Source organism: Brevibacterium sp. Z349TD_9 (assembly GCF_056173565.1).
In genome coordinates this window covers 3,101,067-3,120,584 of record NZ_CM149680.1, presented here as the reverse complement: position 1 = coordinate 3,120,584, position 19,518 = coordinate 3,101,067, and the positions used below count along the sequence as shown (strand labels likewise).

At 65.8% G+C, this 19,518-nt stretch carries 20 protein-coding genes; 14 read left to right on the top strand and 6 right to left on the bottom strand.

The genetic code is table 11. The annotated features are described in order from the left end of the window. Positions 1-70: 70 nt before the first annotated feature. The 3 genes from betT to AC0VYB_RS14495 all read left to right on the top strand — a co-directional run bounded on the left by betT (position 71) and on the right by AC0VYB_RS14495 (position 3,410). Positions 71-2,131 carry a choline BCCT transporter BetT gene (gene betT, locus AC0VYB_RS14505; RefSeq protein WP_259788369.1) on the top strand — a complete coding sequence of 687 codons (2,061 nt, stop codon included), beginning with the start codon at positions 71-73 and terminating at the stop codon, positions 2,129-2,131. Between the two features lie 97 nt (positions 2,132-2,228). Continuing rightward, positions 2,229-2,840, top strand: a complete 612-nt coding sequence (locus AC0VYB_RS14500; RefSeq protein WP_375544642.1) for a DNA-3-methyladenine glycosylase I — start codon at positions 2,229-2,231, stop codon at positions 2,838-2,840. 132 nt (positions 2,841-2,972) lie between these two features. Then, a complete protein-coding gene (locus tag AC0VYB_RS14495) occupies positions 2,973-3,410 on the top strand; it encodes an NUDIX hydrolase (protein WP_009376381.1) in 438 nt (145 codons plus the stop codon). 102 nt (positions 3,411-3,512) lie between these two features. Here AC0VYB_RS14495 and AC0VYB_RS14490 read toward each other — a convergent pair whose 3' ends face one another. Beyond that, a complete protein-coding gene (locus AC0VYB_RS14490; RefSeq protein WP_009376380.1) occupies positions 3,513-4,064 on the bottom strand; it encodes a hypothetical protein in 552 nt (183 codons plus the stop codon). Positions 4,065-4,246: 182 nt separating this feature from the next. On the opposite strand from AC0VYB_RS14490, the gene AC0VYB_RS14485 reads away from it, so the two are divergent. Continuing rightward, positions 4,247-5,659, top strand: coding sequence for an MFS transporter (locus AC0VYB_RS14485; RefSeq protein ID WP_475384781.1), 1,413 nt, complete (start codon positions 4,247-4,249; stop codon positions 5,657-5,659). Between the two features lie 102 nt (positions 5,660-5,761). On the opposite strand, the gene AC0VYB_RS14480 is transcribed toward AC0VYB_RS14485, so the two are convergent. After that, positions 5,762-6,142, bottom strand: a complete 381-nt coding sequence (locus tag AC0VYB_RS14480; protein ID WP_475384780.1) for an ArsR/SmtB family transcription factor — start codon at positions 6,140-6,142, stop codon at positions 5,762-5,764. Positions 6,143-6,158: 16 nt separating this feature from the next. On the opposite strand from AC0VYB_RS14480, the gene AC0VYB_RS14475 reads away from it, so the two are divergent. Further along, positions 6,159-6,647: an SRPBCC domain-containing protein gene (locus AC0VYB_RS14475; RefSeq protein ID WP_063248880.1), complete on the top strand. Its 489-nt coding sequence runs from the start codon at positions 6,159-6,161 to the stop codon at positions 6,645-6,647. 9 nt (positions 6,648-6,656) lie between these two features. Here AC0VYB_RS14475 and AC0VYB_RS14470 read toward each other — a convergent pair whose 3' ends face one another. Next, complete coding sequence (locus AC0VYB_RS14470) at positions 6,657-7,022, bottom strand: VOC family protein (RefSeq protein ID WP_063248881.1); 366 nt, start codon at positions 7,020-7,022, stop codon at positions 6,657-6,659. A 110-nt stretch (positions 7,023-7,132) separates the two neighbouring features. Between AC0VYB_RS14470 and AC0VYB_RS14465 the strand changes: the two genes are divergently transcribed. Both AC0VYB_RS14465 and AC0VYB_RS14460 read left to right on the top strand, forming a co-directional pair. Beyond that, positions 7,133-8,152, top strand: coding sequence for a helix-turn-helix transcriptional regulator (locus AC0VYB_RS14465; RefSeq protein ID WP_063248882.1), 1,020 nt, complete (start codon positions 7,133-7,135; stop codon positions 8,150-8,152). A gap of 12 nt (positions 8,153-8,164) precedes the next feature. Beyond that, on the top strand, positions 8,165-8,638 hold the full coding sequence (locus AC0VYB_RS14460; RefSeq protein WP_063248883.1) for a hypothetical protein: 474 nt from the start codon (positions 8,165-8,167) through the stop codon (positions 8,636-8,638). Positions 8,639-8,677: 39 nt separating this feature from the next. On the opposite strand, the gene AC0VYB_RS14455 is transcribed toward AC0VYB_RS14460, so the two are convergent. Then, the gene (locus tag AC0VYB_RS14455; protein WP_063248884.1) at positions 8,678-9,682 is read right to left on the bottom strand and encodes an aldo/keto reductase family protein; all 1,005 of its coding nucleotides are present in this window, start codon (positions 9,680-9,682) and stop codon (positions 8,678-8,680) included. 121 nt (positions 9,683-9,803) lie between these two features. Here AC0VYB_RS14455 and AC0VYB_RS14450 point away from each other — a divergent pair, with 121 nt between their 5' ends. Beyond that, complete coding sequence (locus AC0VYB_RS14450) at positions 9,804-10,595, top strand: sulfite exporter TauE/SafE family protein (protein ID WP_063248885.1); 792 nt, start codon at positions 9,804-9,806, stop codon at positions 10,593-10,595. A gap of 91 nt (positions 10,596-10,686) precedes the next feature. On the opposite strand, the gene AC0VYB_RS14445 is transcribed toward AC0VYB_RS14450, so the two are convergent. After that, positions 10,687-11,601, bottom strand: coding sequence for a LysR family transcriptional regulator (locus tag AC0VYB_RS14445; protein ID WP_063248886.1), 915 nt, complete (start codon positions 11,599-11,601; stop codon positions 10,687-10,689). A gap of 153 nt (positions 11,602-11,754) precedes the next feature. Here AC0VYB_RS14445 and AC0VYB_RS14440 point away from each other — a divergent pair, with 153 nt between their 5' ends. The 6 genes from AC0VYB_RS14440 to AC0VYB_RS14415 are packed head-to-tail and all read left to right on the top strand — an operon-like array spanning position 11,755 to position 18,732. Beyond that, positions 11,755-13,374: a BCCT family transporter gene (locus tag AC0VYB_RS14440; protein ID WP_095376283.1), complete on the top strand. Its 1,620-nt coding sequence runs from the start codon at positions 11,755-11,757 to the stop codon at positions 13,372-13,374. Between the two features lie 55 nt (positions 13,375-13,429). After that, positions 13,430-14,890: an aldehyde dehydrogenase family protein gene (locus AC0VYB_RS14435; RefSeq protein WP_217987195.1), complete on the top strand. Its 1,461-nt coding sequence runs from the start codon at positions 13,430-13,432 to the stop codon at positions 14,888-14,890. A gap of 18 nt (positions 14,891-14,908) precedes the next feature. Beyond that, the gene (locus AC0VYB_RS14430; protein WP_205772106.1) at positions 14,909-16,642 is read left to right on the top strand and encodes a hypothetical protein; all 1,734 of its coding nucleotides are present in this window, start codon (positions 14,909-14,911) and stop codon (positions 16,640-16,642) included. Beyond that, complete coding sequence (locus AC0VYB_RS14425; protein WP_475384779.1) at positions 16,639-17,670, top strand: membrane dipeptidase; 1,032 nt, start codon at positions 16,639-16,641, stop codon at positions 17,668-17,670. Before AC0VYB_RS14430 ends, AC0VYB_RS14425 begins: the two co-directional genes overlap by 4 nt. Next, complete coding sequence (locus AC0VYB_RS14420) at positions 17,627-18,358, top strand: hypothetical protein (RefSeq protein ID WP_141236351.1); 732 nt, start codon at positions 17,627-17,629, stop codon at positions 18,356-18,358. The genes AC0VYB_RS14425 and AC0VYB_RS14420 overlap by 44 nt, the downstream gene beginning before the upstream one ends. After that, the gene (locus tag AC0VYB_RS14415; RefSeq protein ID WP_063248890.1) at positions 18,355-18,732 is read left to right on the top strand and encodes a RidA family protein; all 378 of its coding nucleotides are present in this window, start codon (positions 18,355-18,357) and stop codon (positions 18,730-18,732) included. Before AC0VYB_RS14420 ends, AC0VYB_RS14415 begins: the two co-directional genes overlap by 4 nt. Here the strand turns inward: AC0VYB_RS14415 and AC0VYB_RS14410 are convergent. Then, a complete protein-coding gene (locus tag AC0VYB_RS14410) occupies positions 18,729-19,502 on the bottom strand; it encodes a hypothetical protein (protein WP_223289922.1) in 774 nt (257 codons plus the stop codon). The genes AC0VYB_RS14415 and AC0VYB_RS14410 overlap by 4 nt on opposite strands. Positions 19,503-19,518 lie beyond the last annotated feature (16 nt).

The following is a 19,518-nucleotide window of genomic DNA, read 5'->3' as shown; positions in this document are numbered from 1 at the left end:
TTCGATGGGCCAGAGCACTGAGATCAACGACATGTCGGGGCGCTCCAGCGCCGGACGAGGGAGCGAGCAGATGTCAGCACAGACGCAGCAATCCACGGACGACGCGAAGGGCAGGGCGAAGCGGCTGCCGCCCGTGAACAAGCGCGTCTTCATCTCGGCGGCGGTCGGCACCCTGGCCATCACCGTCTGGGCGTTCTTCGCCCCGGCCAACGCGCAGGCGGTCCTCGGTGCCGTCGTCGGGTGGACCTCGGACTGGTTCGGCTGGTTCTACGTCCTCCTCGTCGCCGTCGTCCTCGTCTTCGTCATCTACCTCGCCGCCTCCCGCTACGGCTCGACGAAGCTCGGCCCCGAACACTCGAAGCCGGAGTTCGGCCTGCTGCCGTGGGCGGCGATGCTCTTCGCCGCCGGCATCAGCACCGACCTCATGTTCTTCGCCGTCGCCGAACCCGTCACCCAGTACCTCCAGCCGCCGAGCACGGAACCCGAGACCGTCGATGCGGCCCGTGAGGCCACGGTGTGGACGCTCTTCCACTACGGGCTCAGCGGTTGGGGGCTCTACGCACTCATGGGCATCGCCCTCGCGTACTTCGCCTACCGGATGAACATGCCCCTGGCGATCCGCTCGGCGCTCGCCCCGATCTTCGGCAAGCGCGTCCAGGGCGCCCTCGGCGACACAGTCGACTTCGCCGCCCTCCTCGGGACGATCTTCGGCGTGGCGACCTCGCTCGGCATCGGCGTCGTCATGGTCAACGTCGGCCTGGGCGTCATCGTCGGTCTGCCCGTGAGCACCGCCGCGCAGGTCGCCATCGTCGTCGTCGGTGTCGGCGTCGCGACACTCTCGGCGGTCTCCGGCGTCGACAAGGGCATCAAGTTCCTCTCCCTGCTCAACGTCTTCGCCGCGATCGCGCTGAGCATCTGGGTGCTCGTGGCCGGGAATACGAAGTTCCTCCTCAATGCCTTCGTCCTCAATGTCGCCGACTTCGTCCGCCTCTTCCCGAACATGGTCGGGCAGACCTTCGCCTTCGAGGACACGGGAACATGGATGACCGACTGGACCCTGTTCTTCTGGGCCTGGTGGATCGCCTGGGCATCGTTCGTCGGCCTCTTCCTCGCCCGCATCTCCCGCGGACGCACGATCCGCCAGTTCGTCATCGGCACCTTGACGATCCCGTTCATCTACATCTTCATGTGGATCTCGATCTACGGGAACTCCGCTCTCGACATCATCCGCGGCGGCAACCGCGAGTTCGGGGAGCAGACGATGCTCAACCCGGAGGGCGGCTTCTACGAACTCCTCGCCCAGTATCCGGCGTTCATCGTCATCGCTGCACTCGCGACGATGACGGCGCTGCTCTTCTACGTCACCTCAGCGGACTCCGCTGCCCTCGTCATGGCCAACCTCTCCTCGTTCCTGCCCACCCCGCAGGACGACGGGCGGGCGAGTCTGCGGATCTTCTGGGCCGTGCTCACCGGCGCGCTCACCGTCGCGATGCTCATCGTCGGCGGCATCGGCGCCCTGCAGAGCGCGACGGTGATCATGGGCCTGCCGTTCGCCTTCGTCATCATCCTCGTCATGATCGGCCTCTACAAGGCGCTGCGGGTCGAGGGCAACCGCGTCGACAGCGTCGAGCAGAGCCTCTCCGGTTCGCTCGCCCGCCGGTCGACCCGCGGACACGAGACGTGGAAGAAGCAGCTCTCCCGCGTCCTCGCGTTCCCCAGCGGCAGCAAGGTCCGCGACTACGAGCAGTCCGTGCTCATTCCCACCCTCGGCGAGATCGCGGCCGAGATGCGGGAGCGGGGAATCTCCGCCCGCTGTGGTCGCGTCGACAACGAGGGACGCTTCGACGACGAGGGCGACCTCGTCGAACTCGAAGTCGACGGTGAGGGGCAGTACCCGTTCCGCTACCAGGTGTGGCCGCACAAGGTCAGCGTGCCCTCATTCGGCGGCCGGGTGCCGCGCGGAACCGAGGACTACTACCGGATGGAGGTCTACCTCGACGGCGGTGCCGGTCAGGGCTACGACATCATGGGCTACACGAAGGACCAGCTCATCGACGACGTTCTCGACAAGTACGAACGCCACGTCGAGTTCCTCCAGATGCAGGAGAACATCACCGGCGGAACGGACTGAGGGGACTGGACTGAGGATGGCGGAGCGTTCGGCGACCCCGACGACTGACGGCGAAGGCGCGGCCTCCGGCGGAGGCGCGACTGTGGATGACACTGCTGTGGACGGCACTGCGACTCGTGGCGGTCCCATCGTCGGCGAGGACGGCCTCGCCCGCACCCCGTGGGCCTACGGCGATCCGCTGCTGCTGACGTACTACGACACCGAATGGGGTCTGCCGGTCCGTGACGAGTCCGGGCTCTTCGAGCGGCTCAGCCTCGAGGGCTTCCAGGCGGGGCTCTCATGGCTGACGATTCTGCGCAAACGTGAGCGTTTCCGTGAGGTGTTCGCAGGCTTCGACGCCGAGGCGGTCGCCGGCTTCGGCGAGACCGAGATCGAAGCGCTGCTCACCGACCCCGGCATCATCCGCCACCGCGGGAAGATCGAGGCGTGCATCGGCAATGCGCGGGCGATCGTCGACCTGCGCGCCGACGGCGGGATCGTCGACTTCATCTGGGGCTTCCAGCCCGAGGACACTCCCCGGCCGGCGACGGTCGCCGAGGTGCCGACCACCGCACCGGAGTCCGTGGCCCTGTCGAAGGCGCTGAAGAATCGGGGATTCCGCTTCGTCGGACCGACGACGATGTACGCCCTCATGGAGGCCATCGGTATGGTGGACACGCACCTCATCGGCTCCCACCGCCGAGGTGCCTCCGGGGTCTGGCCGAACTGACAATCCTGCGCTCGGGTCGCCCGCGACCCTGCCCGAACCCGGCCAGCCCGCGGCCGTGCCGAAACCTCGCCCGCCCGCGACCGTGCCGAACCCCGCGACGAAGCCCGCACCACCTGAGCCCGAAAGGAACCGATGAAGGACATCCGCGTCAGCGCCCTCGTTCTCACCCATCCCGAACGACCCGAGATCCTCATGGTGCGCAAGACCGGTACCACGTCGTTCATGCTCCCCGGCGGCAAGCCCGAGACCGGCGAGAGCCCTGAGGCGACGATCATCCGGGAGATCGCCGAGGAGCTCGGGCTCGACCTCGACCCGGAGAGGCTCATCCCCGTGGGCACGTTCACCGCAGCGGCTGCGAACGAAGCCGATCACCGGGTCATCGGCGATGTGTTCCGCTACGAGGGTCTTCCGGTTGGGCTGAGCATCGACGAGATCAGCCATCAGGCGGAGATCGCTGCGGCAGGCTGGTTCCCCTACGATCCGATGCCCGCCGACACCGCCGAGCGGCAGTTCGCCCCGCTCACTCGTGATCGCGTCGTCCCGGCGCTCGCCGAGCAGGGCGTCCTCTGAGTGCGCCTCGGGCCCTGCAGTGTTCCGTGCCGTCGGCCAGCCGCGCCTCGAATCGTGCGCTGGCCCGTGCCGTCGGCCAGCCGTGTCAATCCTGCGCTCCTATCAGCCCTGCGGCTGGCGGGAGTAGGCGATGAGAGCCCGGTAGAGGTCGAGCGGGGCGCAGTTCGCCCCTTTGGCGAGGGACTTCATGAGCTTCCGGTAAGCCGTGTAGTCGACCCTGCTCGGGTTGGGGGTCTCGAGGAGACCGTGGCCGTGGAGGACCCCGACGGCGCGGGAGTCGAGGATCGAGTACTTCTTCGGGTCGAAGACGGTGAGCAGGGCGCTGGCGAGGGGATTGCCGACCCCGGGCAGGACCTTGAGGAAGGGCAGGCGCAGATGGTTCGGGGTGTCGTCGTCGAGGGCGACCCCGGTGACATAGTCAATGTCGTCGCCGGAGAGCTCTTGGGCGGTCGGCAGCACGGCCACGGCCTTCCATTCGACGACCTTGAGAAAGTTCTTGCGCTTGTAGCCCTCCCTGCGCACGACCTTCGGGGCGATGTCGTCGAAGATCTCGGCTTCGAGGTCGGAGAGTTCGTAGAGCGGTTCGAAGCGGAGGACGAAACCTGTGTCGATGAGGCCGGAGGACGCGTTCTCGGGATGCTGCGACGAGGTCATGCCGCGATTCTACAGAACGTCGAGGGCCCCTCGGTGAACGGCAGCGGATCCGGGATCGACCACGGACGGGAGCGCTCCTGACCACGGGCGGGAGGCCTCTGAGCATGCGCGGAAGGGCACTTGACCTCGGGCGATGTGAGACGTGGGGCCGCCTCGGCGAGGATGGGCGGTAAGGTCCGACTATGGCACTCCGATCCGATGACGCTCGCACCCTGACCCCCGCGCTGTTGGGGTTGGTGTGGTCGGCGATGTTCGGATTCTCCGGGTTCTTCCTCAGCTATTCGACGATGGTCTCGATCGGCGTCGCCGACGGCCTCTCGACCGTCACCGGCGGGGCGGCGCTGACAACGATGATGGTCGGCGTCATCGCCGTCCAGCCGTTCGCCCCGAGGCTGGGGGAGCGGCTCGGGATGCGGGCGGCCCTCCTCGTCGCCCTCGGTCTGCAGCTGCTCGGTCAGGTGCTCGGGCTCGTCGTCGGTCCTCCTCTGCTCAGTCTCGTCCTCGCCGGGATCAGCGGGGGCATGGGCTTCGGGCTCTTCGTCGTCCTCGCCAATGCCGCGGTGCCGGGGACCGTGTCGGCGGACAGGCTCGGTCGGGCGCTGGGGATCTTCGGCGGGGTGACCTCGCTCGCCGCGGCCATCGGGGCACCGGTCGGGCTGTGGCTCATCGGCGTCGTTCCCGAGCGGTCGTTCCGGCTCATCGCGTGCGGGACGCTTCTGCTTGCGGTGCCGACGCTCGTGCGGTTCCTGCCCGGGCGCACTCACCCCTCCCCACCCGCCGAGGCGGTGCCCGGTGACGAGGTCGATCGGGGCGGGCCGCACGGGCAGGGTCTGCGCGGCGACGAACCGCACGATGATCGTCGCCGCGGTGGCAGTTCGTCGGGCCCCGGGGCGGTGCCGCGCGCCGAGGGCACCGAGCCCGACGCGGCCGCGCTTGCGGAGGCGGCCCGGGACGCCGAGGCAACCGGCAGCGCGGAGGCAACCGGCAGCGCGGAGGCAACCGGCAGCGCGGAGGCAACCGGCAGCGCGGAGGCCGTCGGCTCGTCGACGTCGTCGCGCGAGCGCGGGGCGCTGCGTCTCCTCATCATGCTCGCCCCGTTCCTCGTCGGCATGATCACCTTCGGCCTCATCGTCGGGTTCGGGCCGGGCCGCGACGTCGCCCATCCTGCGGTCTACATCCTCATCATGCAGGTGTGCTCGGTCATCGGCAGGTTCGCCGCCGGCGCCGTCGCCGATGCGCGCTCACCGCTGGGCCTGAGCCTCCTCGGCGTCGGGATGGCCGCCATCGGGCTCACCGTCACCGCGGTCAGCGGGGCGGGAGTCGTGCTCGGGATCGCGATGGCGATCGTCGGCCTCGGGCTCGGCACCCTGCAGTCGGCGAGCCTCGTCATGGCCTTCATCACCGCCCGGACACCTGGGCGGGCGAGCGTCGCATGGAACATGAGCTTCGACATCGGCCTCGGCATCGCCGGCGTCACCGGGGGACTCGGGTTCACCTACCTCGGGGACACGGCGACGTTCCTGCTGTGCACGGGAGTGCTCGTCCTCGCCGGTCTCGTCTCGTGGCTCGCGGTGAACCGTCGAACGAGCCGCTGACCGCGGGTGCTGCGATCGGCCAGCGCGCGAGGACGGCGGTGCCTGACCGATCAGTTGAGCGACCCCGAGCATGACCGCCGTGCTCGGCCGAGCCGGGCAGTCTCAGTCGGGGCTGGTCGCGGTCCCCTCATCGTCGAGCATCGCGAGCATGTCGACGGCCGCCCGTGCGTAGTCGCCGATCCAGCGGTCGTGGATGCGCTTGATCGGCAGCGGTGCGAGCGCGAGCACGCGCGTCTTGCCGACCCTGCGGCCGGTGAGCAGTTCGGCGCGTTCGAGGACGCGGATGTGCTGGAGCACGGTGGTGCGGTCGAGTTCGGGGAAGGCCTCGGCGACGGCGCCTGTCGTCATCGGCTCTGCTCGGAGGAGGTCGAGGATGCGGCGGCGGGTGGCGTTCGCGAGCGCCTTGAACACGGCGTCGTCGCGGGCATCGGCGTCCGAGCCGTAACCTTCCGACTGCGCACCTGTTCCCTTCCCGACCGACATGTGATAAAAATATCACATGAATGATGAGCAGAACGACAAGAGTGCGCAGCTGGAGGAGCTCTCCTTCACCGTCACCGGGTACATCTCGAAGACGCCGCACGAGACCTATGAGGCCGTCGCCGATCCCGAGCAGCTCTCGAAGTACTTCACGACCGGCGGCGCCCGCGGGCGCCTCGAGAAGGGCGCCGAGGTGAGCTGGGACTTTGCGGACTTCCCCGGCCGGTTCCCCGTCGACGTCATCGAGGCCGTGCCCGACGAGCGGATCGTCATCGCGTGGGAGGGCAACGGGCATACGACCGCGCCGAAGACGGAGACGACCTTCGAGTTCACCCCCGTCGACGACGGGACCAGGACCCTGGTGACGATCACCGAGAAGGCGTGGGAGACGACCGTCGGGGGAGCCGAGGGCGCCTTCGGCAACTCGATGGGCTGGACCGGGATGCTCGCCGCGCTCAAGGCCTGGGTCGAGTACGGCATCAACCTCCGCGAGGGCTTCTACAAGTAGACGCGCAGCTCAGTCGACGGGCGAGACGCGGATGAGATTGCCGTCGGGGTCGGCGATGACGAAGGTACGGCCGAAGACGTCGTCGTGGGGTTCCTCGACGACGTCGACGCCCTTGCCCGTCCATTCGGCGAAGACCGCGTCGACCGCCTCAGCGGATCCGGGAACCATGAGTCCGACCTCGGAGGTGCGGGCTCCGGCCCGGGTGATCGCCTCGGCGCCCCCGCTCCACACGGCGAAGAGGACACCCGGGGCGACCTCGAAGGGGACATAGCGGGGTGTGACCATCGCCGGCGACATGTCGAAAAGGTCGGAGTAGAACGCGGTCGCGGCCTCGACGTCGGTGACGTAGACGAGGAAGAGGTTCGGGGTGGGCATGGCTGCCTCCTCTGCTGGTATGCCTGTGCTGACCCGACTACAGTGACAGCAGAAGGTGACAGTCCATGTCATCTTTGGGTGTGGTCGTCGAGAAATTGTGAGGAGCTGCGATGGAGCGCCCGCAGAGACTCCTCGCGATCCTCACCGTGCTCCAGTCAGGCAGGCGGACGACGGCGGCCGATCTCGCCGGGCAGTTCGCCGTCTCCAAGCGCACCATCCTCCGCGACATCGACGCCCTCGCCGAGGCGGACGTCCCCGTCGTCGCCGAACGCGGCCGCTACGGCGGGATCTCGCTCGTCTATGCCGCCGACGTCGACGTCGCCCGACTCTCCGACAGGGAGACGGAGGCGCTCGGTCTCGTCGGCCTCGATGTCGCCCGTGCGCGCGAGCTGGGTCTCGAGGCCCACACCCGCAGCGCCGCACGGAAGCTCTCGACCCGGGCGCCGTGGCCGGGAACTCCGGGGACTGGGGGCACCGCTGCCGACGGTCCGTCGCCGGGGCTGAGCGACCTCGTCGCCATCGACACCGCGGGTTGGTTCGACGCCGAGCGGGCGATCGAGGCCGGATCGCTCCTCGACGCGCTCCGTCGCGGGCACCGTCTCTCCCTCTGGTATCGGACGAGCGGCCGCACGGATGCCGAGCGCCTCATCGTCGATCCTCACGGCCTCTACTCCCGCGGCGGGCGCTGGTACCTCATCGCCGAGGTCGACGCGCGCCCGAGGATGTTCGCTCTCACCCGCCTCGAATCGTGGCGCGAGCTCGATGAGTCGAAGGAGGTCCGGTCGAGCGCTCCCCTCGCCGAGGTGGCTGCCAACCTCGTCTCAGCGCTCGAACAGCGACGCGACGTCGTCGTCACCGCGCTCCTCGACACGGCGACCGAGGACCTCGCCCGGCGGATCCTCGGGAGCCGACTGCTCAGCGTCGAACCATTCGACGCCTATGGCCGGGGCGCGGACGATTCGGGTCGGCAGGGGCTGAAGATCACCGTCGGCTACGACGAGGTCGACGGGGTGCGCCAGCTCATCCAGTTCGCTGACCACATCGAGATCCTCGACCCGCCCGAGGCACGAGCGCTCGTGCGCGGACTCAGCGAGGATCTGGCCGCGCGACACGGAGACGACCGACCGTGAGAGAGTGACGGTATGACTCCGACTTTTCGCAAGCGGCTCTCCTTCGGCAGGTTCGTGCTTCTGACCGCGGGGATCGGCGCCGCGAGCGGCCTCATCATCTCGCTTGTCGTTCTCGAGTTCGACCCCGGGCAGATCGTCATGCTCGTTGTGAGCACCGCATTCGGGGGAGTACTCGGTCTGGTCATGGGCATCCCAGCGGAGTTCGCGGTGCGTCTGGCGGCCCCTCGGCTGCGCAGTCGAGTCGGCGCGGTGCTCTGCTGCTTCGGCCTCGGTCTCGTCTCCGTGCTCGTCGCCCTGAACATCCTCGGAATGATCATCCAGGGTCCGGGTGACTACATCGGCGCGTATGAGTGGTCGGCCCTGCTCTTCGCGCTCGCCCTGGGCCTGCCCGCCGGCGTCCTCACCGCGTGCGCGACCTCCCACATCGTCGAACCGGTCGAGCCGAAGAACCCGAGGATCGACCGGTTCACGGGACTTCCGTACTGACGGCCCGGCAGAGCCGCCTCGGCGGGGAAGGGACCGCCCTCAGACGATGCGGGTGGGCGGGGACTGGGTCTTCGCGGGATCGGTCTCGGGGAGATCACCGAGGGCTTCATCGATTCGGGCGAGCACCTCGGCGTCGAGTCTGACCCCGGCGGCGGCCGCATTCGACTCGACCTGCTCGGGACGTGACGCCCCGACGAGGGCTGTGGCGACGTTGTCGTTGGCGAGCACCCACGCGATCGCGAGCTGACCCATCGTCAGCCCGAGGTCGGAGGCGATCGGCTCGAGCTTCGCGACCGCGGTGAGCGTCTCGTCGTTCATGTAGCGGGAGATCATGTCGGCCCCGCCCTTCTCATCGGTCGCCCGTGAGCCCGCGGGGGCCGGCTGCCCGACCTTGTATTTGCCGGTGAGCACGCCCTGCGCGATCGGCGACCACACGATCTGAGAGATGCCGAGCTCCTTCGACGTCGGCACCACCCGCTCCTCGATGACCCGCCAGAGCATGTTGTACTGCGGCTGGTTCGAGATGAGCTGGATCCCGAGGTCACGGGCGAGGTAGTGCGCCGCACGCAGCTGATCGGCGTTCCACTCGCTCACCCCGATGTAGAGCGCCTTGCCTGCGCGGACGATGTCGGCGAAGGCCTGCATCGTCTCCTCGAGCGGCGTCTCGTAGTCGTACCGGTGGGCCTGGTAGAGGTCGACGTAGTCGGTGCCGAGTCTGGTGAGCGACCCGTTGATCGACTCCATGATGTGCTTGCGTGACAGTCCGGTGTCGTTGTGGCCCTTGGGGCCGGTGGGGAAGTAGACCTTCGTGAAGATCTCGAGCGACTCGCGACGCTGGCCGGCCAGCGCATCGCCGAGGACCTGCTCGGCCGCCGTGTTCGCGTAGACGTCGGCGGTGTCGAAGGTCGAGATGCCGGCGTCGAGCGCGGCATGGACGCACTGCGTGGCGATGTCGTTCTCGACCTGGGAACCGTGGGTGAGCCAGTTGCCGTACGTGATCTCCGAGATCTTCAGACCGCTGTTTCCGAGATATCTGAACTCCATGTCCTCAGCCTACGACCGTGAGTCAAGTCCCCCTGTCCGGTCGCCGCGGAGAGGTCCCGTCGGGAGCGACGGTCGTGGCACAGCCCTTGTCCGCCGGGCTCGCGTGCGGTGTGATGGGGAGATGGACTTCGCGGTGCTCGTGCTCGTCGGGGTGCTCGTCGGCCTGACGACCGTGCTCTTCGGCTTCGGCGGCGGGTTCGTCACCGTGCCGATCATCACCGTCGTCGACGCCGACCTCGGTGCGGACACCGCGCGCGTGGCCGCGGCCACCTCGGCGCTCGTCATGCTCGTCGGCGCCCTCGTCGCCACCGTCTCGACGAGGCGGGAGACGCTGGCACACCTGACCGGCAGGTGGTGGCTCTTCGGTCTCCTCGCACTCGGCGGGGGACTCGGCGCACTCGCCGCGCGGTTCGCCCCCGAGATGCTCCTCCAGTGGGGCTTCGTCGTCTACGTCGCCGTCACGGCCGTCGACATCGTGCTGCGCCCGGGATTCTTCCGGAGGAGACCCGAGGCCGACGCCGAGACGGGCGAGGGCGGTCGCGGCATCTCACCGGTGTGGGGTGTGCCGATCGGCGGCCTCGCCTCGTTCCTCGGGGTGGGAGGCAGTGTGATGACCGTGCCGATGATGCGGCGCTCGGGAGCGACGATGACGGTGGCGACGACCTTGGCGAACCCGCTCACGCTCATCATCATGACCCCGGCGGTGATCATCACGCTCACCGCGCACGGGCAGGTCGAGGCACCCGGCTTCGTCGGGTCCGTCGACGTGCGATCGGCGGCCGCCCTCCTCCTCGGGGCGATTCCGATCATCGTGCTTCTGCGCAGGCGCGTGCCGCGGATCCCCGACCTCGTCCACGCGTGGGGCTACCTCATCCTCCTCGTCGTCGCCGGGACGGTCGTCGCGATCGCGTGAGGCACTGCGGCGGGCCATGGCGTACTTGACCGGTCGCCGGGTTCGCGAAATCCGGTTGGTCGATTAGGTGTCACCGCACTGTTCGAGCTTGTCACCCGGTCCCTTGAGTTCCGGTGAGTTCGACTGACTTCAGGGTTTCGACAGTCAGGTCGTGGAACTGAAGGACGCTGATCTGAGACTCCTTACTGCGGCGAGCGACTTGGACCTCGCTGTAGGCTTCGGGCTCTCGCAAATGCAGATAACGGATCCCTTCCCGTCTCAGGCTCTTCACGGAGTGCGGGACGATCGCGATTCCCAGTTCCGCTGCAACGAGCGCGAGCACTGTGGTGAACTGCCGCGCTTCTTGAGCAAACGGGAAGGGGCTGGGCGAGGTGAAGGCGAGGCCCGACAACAGGCTCCACGTGCGCGGAGCACTCAGGCGTGGGAGGCCGACGAAGTCGAAACCTGAGAGATCGTCCAGACCGACTGTATCGGAGGTGGCAAGCGGGTGAGCGTCGGAAACCGCAACGACCAGACGCTCGTGGAAGAGCGGCGTCACTGTGAGGTCGTCGGCAGGTGCGACGTCGCGAGTGATCCCCAGGTCGATCTCGCCGCGTCGGAGAGCTTCGACCTGCTGCCAGGAGTTGAGTTCACGCAGGTCAAGTAGTACTGCTGGGCGGATGCGCCGCTGAGAGGAAACGAGCGGCGGGAGGATCTCTCCGGCAGCTGAGGTGACGAACCCGAGTGCGACCCGACCCGTCCACCCTGATGCAGCCGCGCGCGCTGTGTCACTTGCCGCATCAGCCATTCGGATTGTCCGTCGCGCCATTTCAATGAAGGCTTCTCCGGCTGCCGTCAGCACAACTGTGCGACTCGTGCGGTCGAAGATTCGAACGTCGAGGCTCCGCTCCAAGTCGCGAATCTGTCGCGAAAGCGAGGGTTGGGCCACATGGAGTCTATCGGCGGCCCGGCCGAAATGCAGATCTTCGGCGACCGCGACCGCGTATCTGAGTTGCCTGAGTTCCATATCGACATTCTGCAGTATTGCCAATTATGAATCAATCAATACTAAACAAGTCTTGGACTGAAATGATTCAGCTCCCTACGCTGGACGATGAAAACGGCACGCAGAAGTGTCAGCTCGGGCAACGCGGCCCGGTTTGATGAACGGATTCGATCAATGAGCAAAGACCCCAATTACGCTCCGGCAGATTCTGACGACCCTCGTCCCCGTGCCGACTGGTCGGTTGCAGGGTGGAGCACGGGAATCCTCGCTGCATTCGTCGTCGCCGCACTCGTCGCGCCCGACTTCGTCGCGGACGGTGTCGCATTCGGCTTCGCAGCGGCCACGTCGTGGTTCGGTCTCTACTGGCAGTGGCTTCTCCTGTTGACGTTCTTCGTCGCACTTGCGCTCATCTTCACCCCGTGGGCGAAGGCGCGTCTCGGAGGATCGGCTGCGCCCGAATACGGTCGCTTCAAATGGATTGCCATGATCATGACCACACTTCTGGCTGGAGGGGGAGTGTTCTGGGCTGCCGCCGAGCCGCTGTACCACTATTCGACCGTGCCTCCGTACTTCGCGGGAACTGAGCAGGGCAGCCAAGAGGGCGTATTCGCCGCACTGGCCGTGAGCTTCGTTGACTGGGGTTTTCTCGCTTGGGCGATCCTCGGCTCGCTGGGTGCAATCGTCATGATGATCGCAGCGGAGAAGGGACTGCCACTGCGTCCGCGGAGCCTGCTCTATCCGATCCTCGGCAGAAAGGCGGCCACCAGCCGTGTCGGTGCGGTGGTCGACGTCGTGTGCATCGTTTCCGTTGCTGCTGGGACCATTGGTCCTGTCGGTTTCCTCGGCCTCCAGATCTCCTATGCCCTGGAGTCGCTCTTCGGCATCCCAGACGTCTATTGGGTTCAGGTGATGGTGATCGCCGTGCTCACGGCAATTGCAGGCGTGAGCGTCTTCTCCGGAATCAACAAGGGCATTCAGCTGCTCAGCAGCGTCAACGTCTTCTTAGCTCTGGGGTTGATCGCCGTAGTCCTGGCGCTCGGCTCCGCCTGGTATGTCTTACGCGGCCTGTTGGGAGGGCTGGGCCTGTACATTGCCAACTTCGTTCCGCTCTCGCTCTTCCAGGGTGACAGCGCATGGACCGCGAGCTGGACGGTCTTCTTCTTCGGGTGGTTCCTCGGATACGCTCCGCTGATGGCCATTTTCGTGGCGCGGATCTCAAGGGGGAGGACCGCTCGGGACCTGCTCATCGGCACGAGTATCCTGCCGCCGATTGCGACGACCGTCTGGTTCGCCGTGCTCGGCGGCACGGGCATCTACGTGGATCAAAAGGCCCCGGGGGCAGTGACTGGACCCCTTGCGGACGACGGACTGCCTGCTGCGATCATCGCGATCACTTCAGAACTGCCGATGTCTGTTCCCATCGCCATCGGATTTCTGGTGCTGACGATGACCTTCGTCGCGACGACGACAGATTCGATGTCTTTCGCGATCTCTCAGTCGTGCATGAGCGCAGGAGATCCGGGCCCCCGTCTCCGGGTGATCTGGGCGGTGCTCATCGGAGCAGCTGCCGCAGTCCTGATCTCGATCGGCGATGGAGGAGTCGGCGCCCTCCAGTCTGCGATCGTCATCGCCGCTGTTCCCGTCGGCTTCGTCATGCTGCCCTCCCTTGTTGCAGCACCAGTCCTTCTGCGGAATTTGGCCCTTGAGCAGGGGGTGGTTTCGCGGAAAAGGCAGATCGGCCTGCGGGCGACACGAGAAGAGGCACCCCGGGTGGAGCCGGACGCCGCGACGTGAATATCCAGTCAGTACACATCCCTATACGCCACACCGACCTAGCAAGGAGCAGCACATGATGAACGGACCTCAGAAAATCCGCAGCCTCATCGGCGGAGAGTGGGTGAACGGCGACGGCGGAGATGTCCGAAGTCTCGATCCGGCCGACCCGGATGGAGCCGCTGTCGCCGCCTATCGTGCCGTCACCGAAGAACAGATCGATGCTGCGGTCGGAGCGGCCGTAGCGGCCGCGCGAGAGTGGGATCAGGTGGGCGTTCTCGCTCGTGGAACGATCCTGCGAAGGGCTGCGGACATACTCGACGATCGAGCGGATGAGGTCGCGCAGCTGATGACTCGTGAGCACGGAAAGACCCTCACGGATTCGCGAATCGAAGTCGCCGGCACAGTCGAGACCCTGCACTATCACTCCGCTGCCTCTCGCCGTCCGAACGGGGCCACCTACCCTGCTACTCATCCGGAGGAGGTCGTGCGCACACTGCGCAGACCGGTCGGCGTAGTGGGCATCATCACGCCGTGGAACTTCCCCATCATGATCCCGGCGTGGAAGATCGCTCCGGCGCTCCTGTGGGGAAACACCGTCGTCTGGAAACCTGCGAGCGACACCCCAGCGTGCGCGGCGGTATTCGCAGAGATCCTCCACGAGGCAGGTGTGCCGTCCGGGGTGCTCAACCTCGTCTTGGCCCCGGGCTCGCTCGGCTCGCACCTCGTTGGCAACTCGGCGATCGATGCGGTCTCGTTCACCGGTTCCGTCCCAGTCGGTGAACAGATCAGGGCGACGGTCACGGGCCGCGGCGCACGTCTGCAGATGGAACTCGGCGGACACAATCCGGCCCTCGTCTTCCCCGACGCGGATGTCGAAAACGCCGCTGAACTCATCGTCGCCGCCTCAGTCAACAGCACCGGTCAGAAATGCACGGCAGTTCGCCGGATCATCGCAGTGGGAAACAGCTACGAACCGCTTCGAGAGGCACTGGTCAGGCGGTTCACGGCACTTCGCGTCGGACCGGGTACCGACTCTGAGAGCGAGCTCGGCCCGGTCATCAATGCGCGTGCGGCGGAAGAGATCACCAGTGCCATCGATCAGGCTGTGGCGGAAGGAGCTGAGGTCATCGCTCAGGCTCCGATTCCGACGACAGTCGGGTGTTGGGTGCCTCCGACTCTTCTCGAGGGAAGCACGGATCAGGCGATTGCGCGCCAGGAGGTCTTCGGCCCAGTGCCTCTGCTCATGCGCGCCGACGATCTCGACGACGCAATCGGACTCGCCAACGACACGGAGTTCGGACTGACCGCTTCGGTGTTCACCGATGACGAGCGGATCGTTCGACGCTGCTTGGCTGATCTCACCGCCGGCCTGATCAAAGTCAACGGGCCGAACACGGGTTCGGAGATTCACGCGCCCTTCGGCGGCCTTGCCGCCTCTTCATTCCCTGCACCTCGTGAACAGGCGAGTGACTCTGCAGCCGAGTTCTTCAGCATCACCAAAGCCGCGTACCAGCGTCTCAGCCCAGTGACCTGAGGACGGCGAATGACAGTGATGACGAACATTGCGGATGTATCCATGCGCAGTCCCGCAGAAGTCTGCCGCCCGACTGATATGGGCGGCGCGAGAGCGACACGGCACAGTTTCGCGCGACAGCTCATTCGAAAGATGTCGCTCGATCATTGGACCATTCGGCGAACCGTCTTCGAGCTCGACGACTTGGGCCGAGGCACTGCCGCTTACGAGATCTCGGCCAGCCAGGACCAATTTCTCACACTTGCCCTCTTCTCCCAGGTGATCTCGGAGGATGCGCGCACTGACAGAGTGATCGCAGAGAGATGGGATGTGACGGGCGCGCTCGTCGAAGGTTCGCTCGATGCAGGTGCCATCGAAGACCTCCGGTCACACGTGACCGTCCAAGAGGAGGGTCGCGCGATGCCGAGCACGGTCATCTGGGGCCGGGCGAATCGGAGCGTGCGATTCTTCGACCAGGTAGTGAATGACCTGGCAGCAGGTCGGCAGCCGAATGCTGACATCCTAGGTCTGTCCCCGTATCTCCTCCGGTCGACCGCGTTCTACAGCAACGGGAAGTTCGGCATGAGGGACTTCGAGGGTTTCGCCGCGGAACATGTGCTCGCGGTTCCGTACCGAGCACACATGATCGCTGCCTGGTTATTCAGGGAATTCAGTCTCGACCTAGCCGAACACTGCGCCAGGGCAAAGAATCCAGGCGCGGCGTCGTTCGACGAAGAATGGGCACGATACTTTGGTCTGGGCAATGCCACTGGTCTTGGCCTCGTACCGTACGTCGTCAATCATCCGGAGATCCTCGATGCTTGGCTATGGTCGCGAGAGTTTCCTCTTGCAACGGCGCTCGACCGTGAGGATCGGCCCTCGAGTGAGCCTGTCTTCACCGTGGCAACGCTGTTGGAGCGAATTGCCGCCTACCTTCGCCAACAGGGCCCCGACGAGCCTGTGCCCTTCACCTCCGGCGAACGACTGGCCGAAAGTATTGACCCCATGAGCGCTCTTGTGAGGGAGTACGTCGACTTCGGCACCATGAACTCGACGGCGACGGCTACTCCCTGGCGGACTCTCCACGATGCTGCGGATCGCGCGGGCCCCGAAGTAAGAGGCATCGTAGCCACTGTGATCACCGAACTCACCGGTGACCTCGACTCGGAGGTGGAGGCGTCTCTGGTCCGCGTCGAAGATCGCCACGTCGATCCGAAATGGCGAATCGGGCATCTTCGTGATGCGATCGGCAGGGACTACTCGTGGATCGATGAATTCGACTTCTCCGACTCGTCGCAGACCGACCGCTTCTGGTTCACTTCTGCCACGAGCGAGGAGCCTCGAAGGGGCTGCACCGGTTCGGACGAGGGCCTCGACATGCAACATGGTGTCAACGTCGCCGAGGAGATCCACAACCTGCGAGAGTCGGTAGCGTCGTTGCCAAGCGATCTCACCGTCGCAGAATTCCTCGTCTCCCAACCCAGGTTTCGAGCCGCTGTCGCACGAGTGCAGAAGGTCGGTCCGTTGAGATTCGGAGAGTTGCGAGCCAATCTGCGCTCGAGCGGGTTCCTTCCGCTCAATCCGCAGCGTCTCCAGCTGGCCGTTTACGGCATGGACAACTACAACCCGCAATCGACGGACTGGCTGCGGGTGACCCTCTTCTCGGGCGCACCGCGAGTGGCGGACATCAACGCCGGCACTGCTGACGATGACTGGATGTTCCCGCTCCGACCCGAGTCCAACCACCGAGCTGAAAGCGCAGGGAAGGCATGACCCATGGCAGGAAGTTCCATCATGACGCGATCATCGTCGATGGACTGCAGATCAACAACTGGTCTCGCGCAGTTCTCCAGGAACTGATCTCCGGCGGAGTGACAGCCGTCAATGCGACTGTGAGCGTGTGGGAGGGCATCGAGGAGAGCATCCGTGCGATCGGCGAATGGAACCAGTTCGCCGACCGAAACAGCGATATCGTGACGTTGGCGCGTTCGAGCCAGGATATTCGGAGGGCGAAGACTGAAGGCCGGGTCACGGTCATTCTCGGGACGCAGAACACAAGCCTCTACGGGGACGACTACCGCTTGGTCAGAGTATTCGCTCAACTCGGGGTCAAGATCGTGCAGTTGACCTACAACAATCAGAACAGCGTCGGGGGCTCGTGCTACGAACCCACTGACAGCGGTCTGACTCGTTTCGGGGTCAACGTCGTGCACGAGATGAATCGCGCGGGGGTCCTCATCGATCTGTCGCACGTAGGCGACCGCACGTCGATCGACGCGGCCGAAGCATCGGCATCTCCGGTGGCTATCACCCATTCGAACCCGGACTGGTTCGTCAGTAGTCCCCGCAACAAACCTGATGCTGTCATCGAAGCGGTGACATCACGCGGTGGTGTCATCGGCGCCTGCCTTTACCCAAACGTCGTCGGCGGAGCGCACGCCCAGCTCAGCGATTTCTGTCAGATGGTCTACCGCCTGGCGGAGCAGGTCGGCATAGGGCATGTCGGCCTCGGCAGCGACTGCACTAGGAACTGGGGCGACGAATTCGTCGAATGGCTGCGCAGTGGACGGTGGCGTCCCCCGTCGCAGGAGACCGCCACGTGGCCGGCATGGCCGCACTGGTTCACTGGACCCGAGGACTTCCCCAGGCTGACAGAGGGCCTTCTGGCAGTCGGGTTCACGGAGACGGAGGCCCTAGGCGTATTGGGAGAGAACTGGCTGCGCCTCTTCGACGAAGTCTTCCCGGAAGGAGGATCGCGTGATGGCGGCATCGTGCATGATCGAACGCGTGAGCCTGCGTGAAATGCGAGAGGTCTCGTATCGCGCATTGAGGGTTCTCGGAGCCAGCCATGGTGAGGCCCAGGAAGCATCGGAGGCCGTGCAGTTCGCCGAGCTCAACGAGGGCATAGGGCTGCAGTCGGTTCTCGCCATCGCGGCTCACGGATGGTCGGATACGACCTGTGAGGTCACTTGGTTCGAATCTGAGAAGACTGCGGTCGTCGATCTCGTTTCTTCGCAGCCGCTCTGTCTGCTCGCATTCGCGGCCTCCGCGGTCGAGTTGGCCACGTGCGCAGATCGGGCAACCGCGGTCAGGTGTGAGATGAATGAGCTCAACGGACTGCTCGATGCGCATCTGAGATTGGGCGCATCCCGCCTGGATGGCGCTGTCTACGCGGCTCGGCGCTGCGCGGGCGAGCTGTCATTGCGCGGTGCGACGGCTGCGGGCGACCTGGTGACGATGAGGGGAGAGGTGGCCGATTTCCTCGATCGGCTTCCCGTGGAACTCAATGATGGTCAGACTGTCGTCGCAGTCGACGGCGGTGAGTGGGCGTCGGTTTTCGAACAGTGTGTGTCGCATTCGGCTGAAGATCTGATCGCTCGTCGAGCTGGTGCGTCCAGTAACGGTATGGGCGTCTCTGGCAAGCAGTGGGAACTGACGCGAAAGATCGCTGCAGTCTTCAACCAACCGGACAAGGAGATCAGACCATGACCGAGGTCACCTACCGCAGCAATCCACGCGGCGAAGTCCTGCCGTACGCCGCTTCGGCGACCGCAGGCGGCATAGTGTGGCTGTGCGGACAGATACCTACCCACGAAGACGGATCAGTTCCCGAGTCGATGCACGATCAGGTGACTGCGGCACTTGCCAATCTCGAACGAGCGCTGGTCGCAGCACAGTCTTCCTTGCGGCACATAGTCAAGTTGACGGTCTTTCTTGCCGATCTCGGCGAGTTCGACGATTACAACTCTGCTTACTGCGACTATTTCGGAGCGGTCGCCCTTCCTCCACGCACGACGGTCGAGGTGGCGCGGTTCCGAGGTGAGAAGCGGATCGAGATCGATGCAGTCGCAGTGGTCGCTTAGGCGCCACCGTTGCGGCGACGGTGGAGTATAGGCGGCAGTCCGAAGAAGATCGGCGGCCTCGCTGTGGTAGATGGCTTATTCGGAGCATCGCTCACGATCGGCGTACCGGTGTCGCCGTAGTCGTCCGACTCGACCTCTCTTTGCTCGGTATGGTTGTCGTCGAGCGCCCACGCGCTCTCCCAGCTGATGAGTTCGCCGGCGTGGCAGACCGGGTCGCCGCCGGTCGAGGGCGGCTCCGCCCACAGCCACAGGTTGACCCCGTACTCGATCACGGTGATCGTCGCCTCCCGGTCGCGGCCGGTGTTCTCCCTGACCAGGGCACGGTGCACCTTCGCCGAGGCGGTCTCGAGTTCCTCCCATCCGTCGCGCCGGTGCGGGAGGAGGACCCACGTCCCCGCGGGGACGTCTGCCGGGACGAGCGAGTCAGGAGTGACGACGCGGGTGAAGCCCAACGGTTCGGCGGCAGCATCGCCAGGTTTGTCACCGCTGACGGGGCCGACTCCGGACTCCTCGAGAGCCGTGAGGACTTCACCGAAGCAGGCCTCGACCACCTCGGCCGTGGGGGCGACGATGAGGAGGCCGGTCGCCTCGGCGAGAATGTCGGCAGCCGACAGGGACGACAGGGGAGAGGCGCGCAGGTCGGCGAGCACCTCATCCCAGTGCCCGGGCACGGGAACGGAGTCGAGCAGCGCATGGGTGCGCTCCCGTTCGGCATCGTGGCGCACCGTCGACCTCCTCTCACCGCGGCCGGTGTTCTTCCACCATGCCACGAACCCCTGACACGCG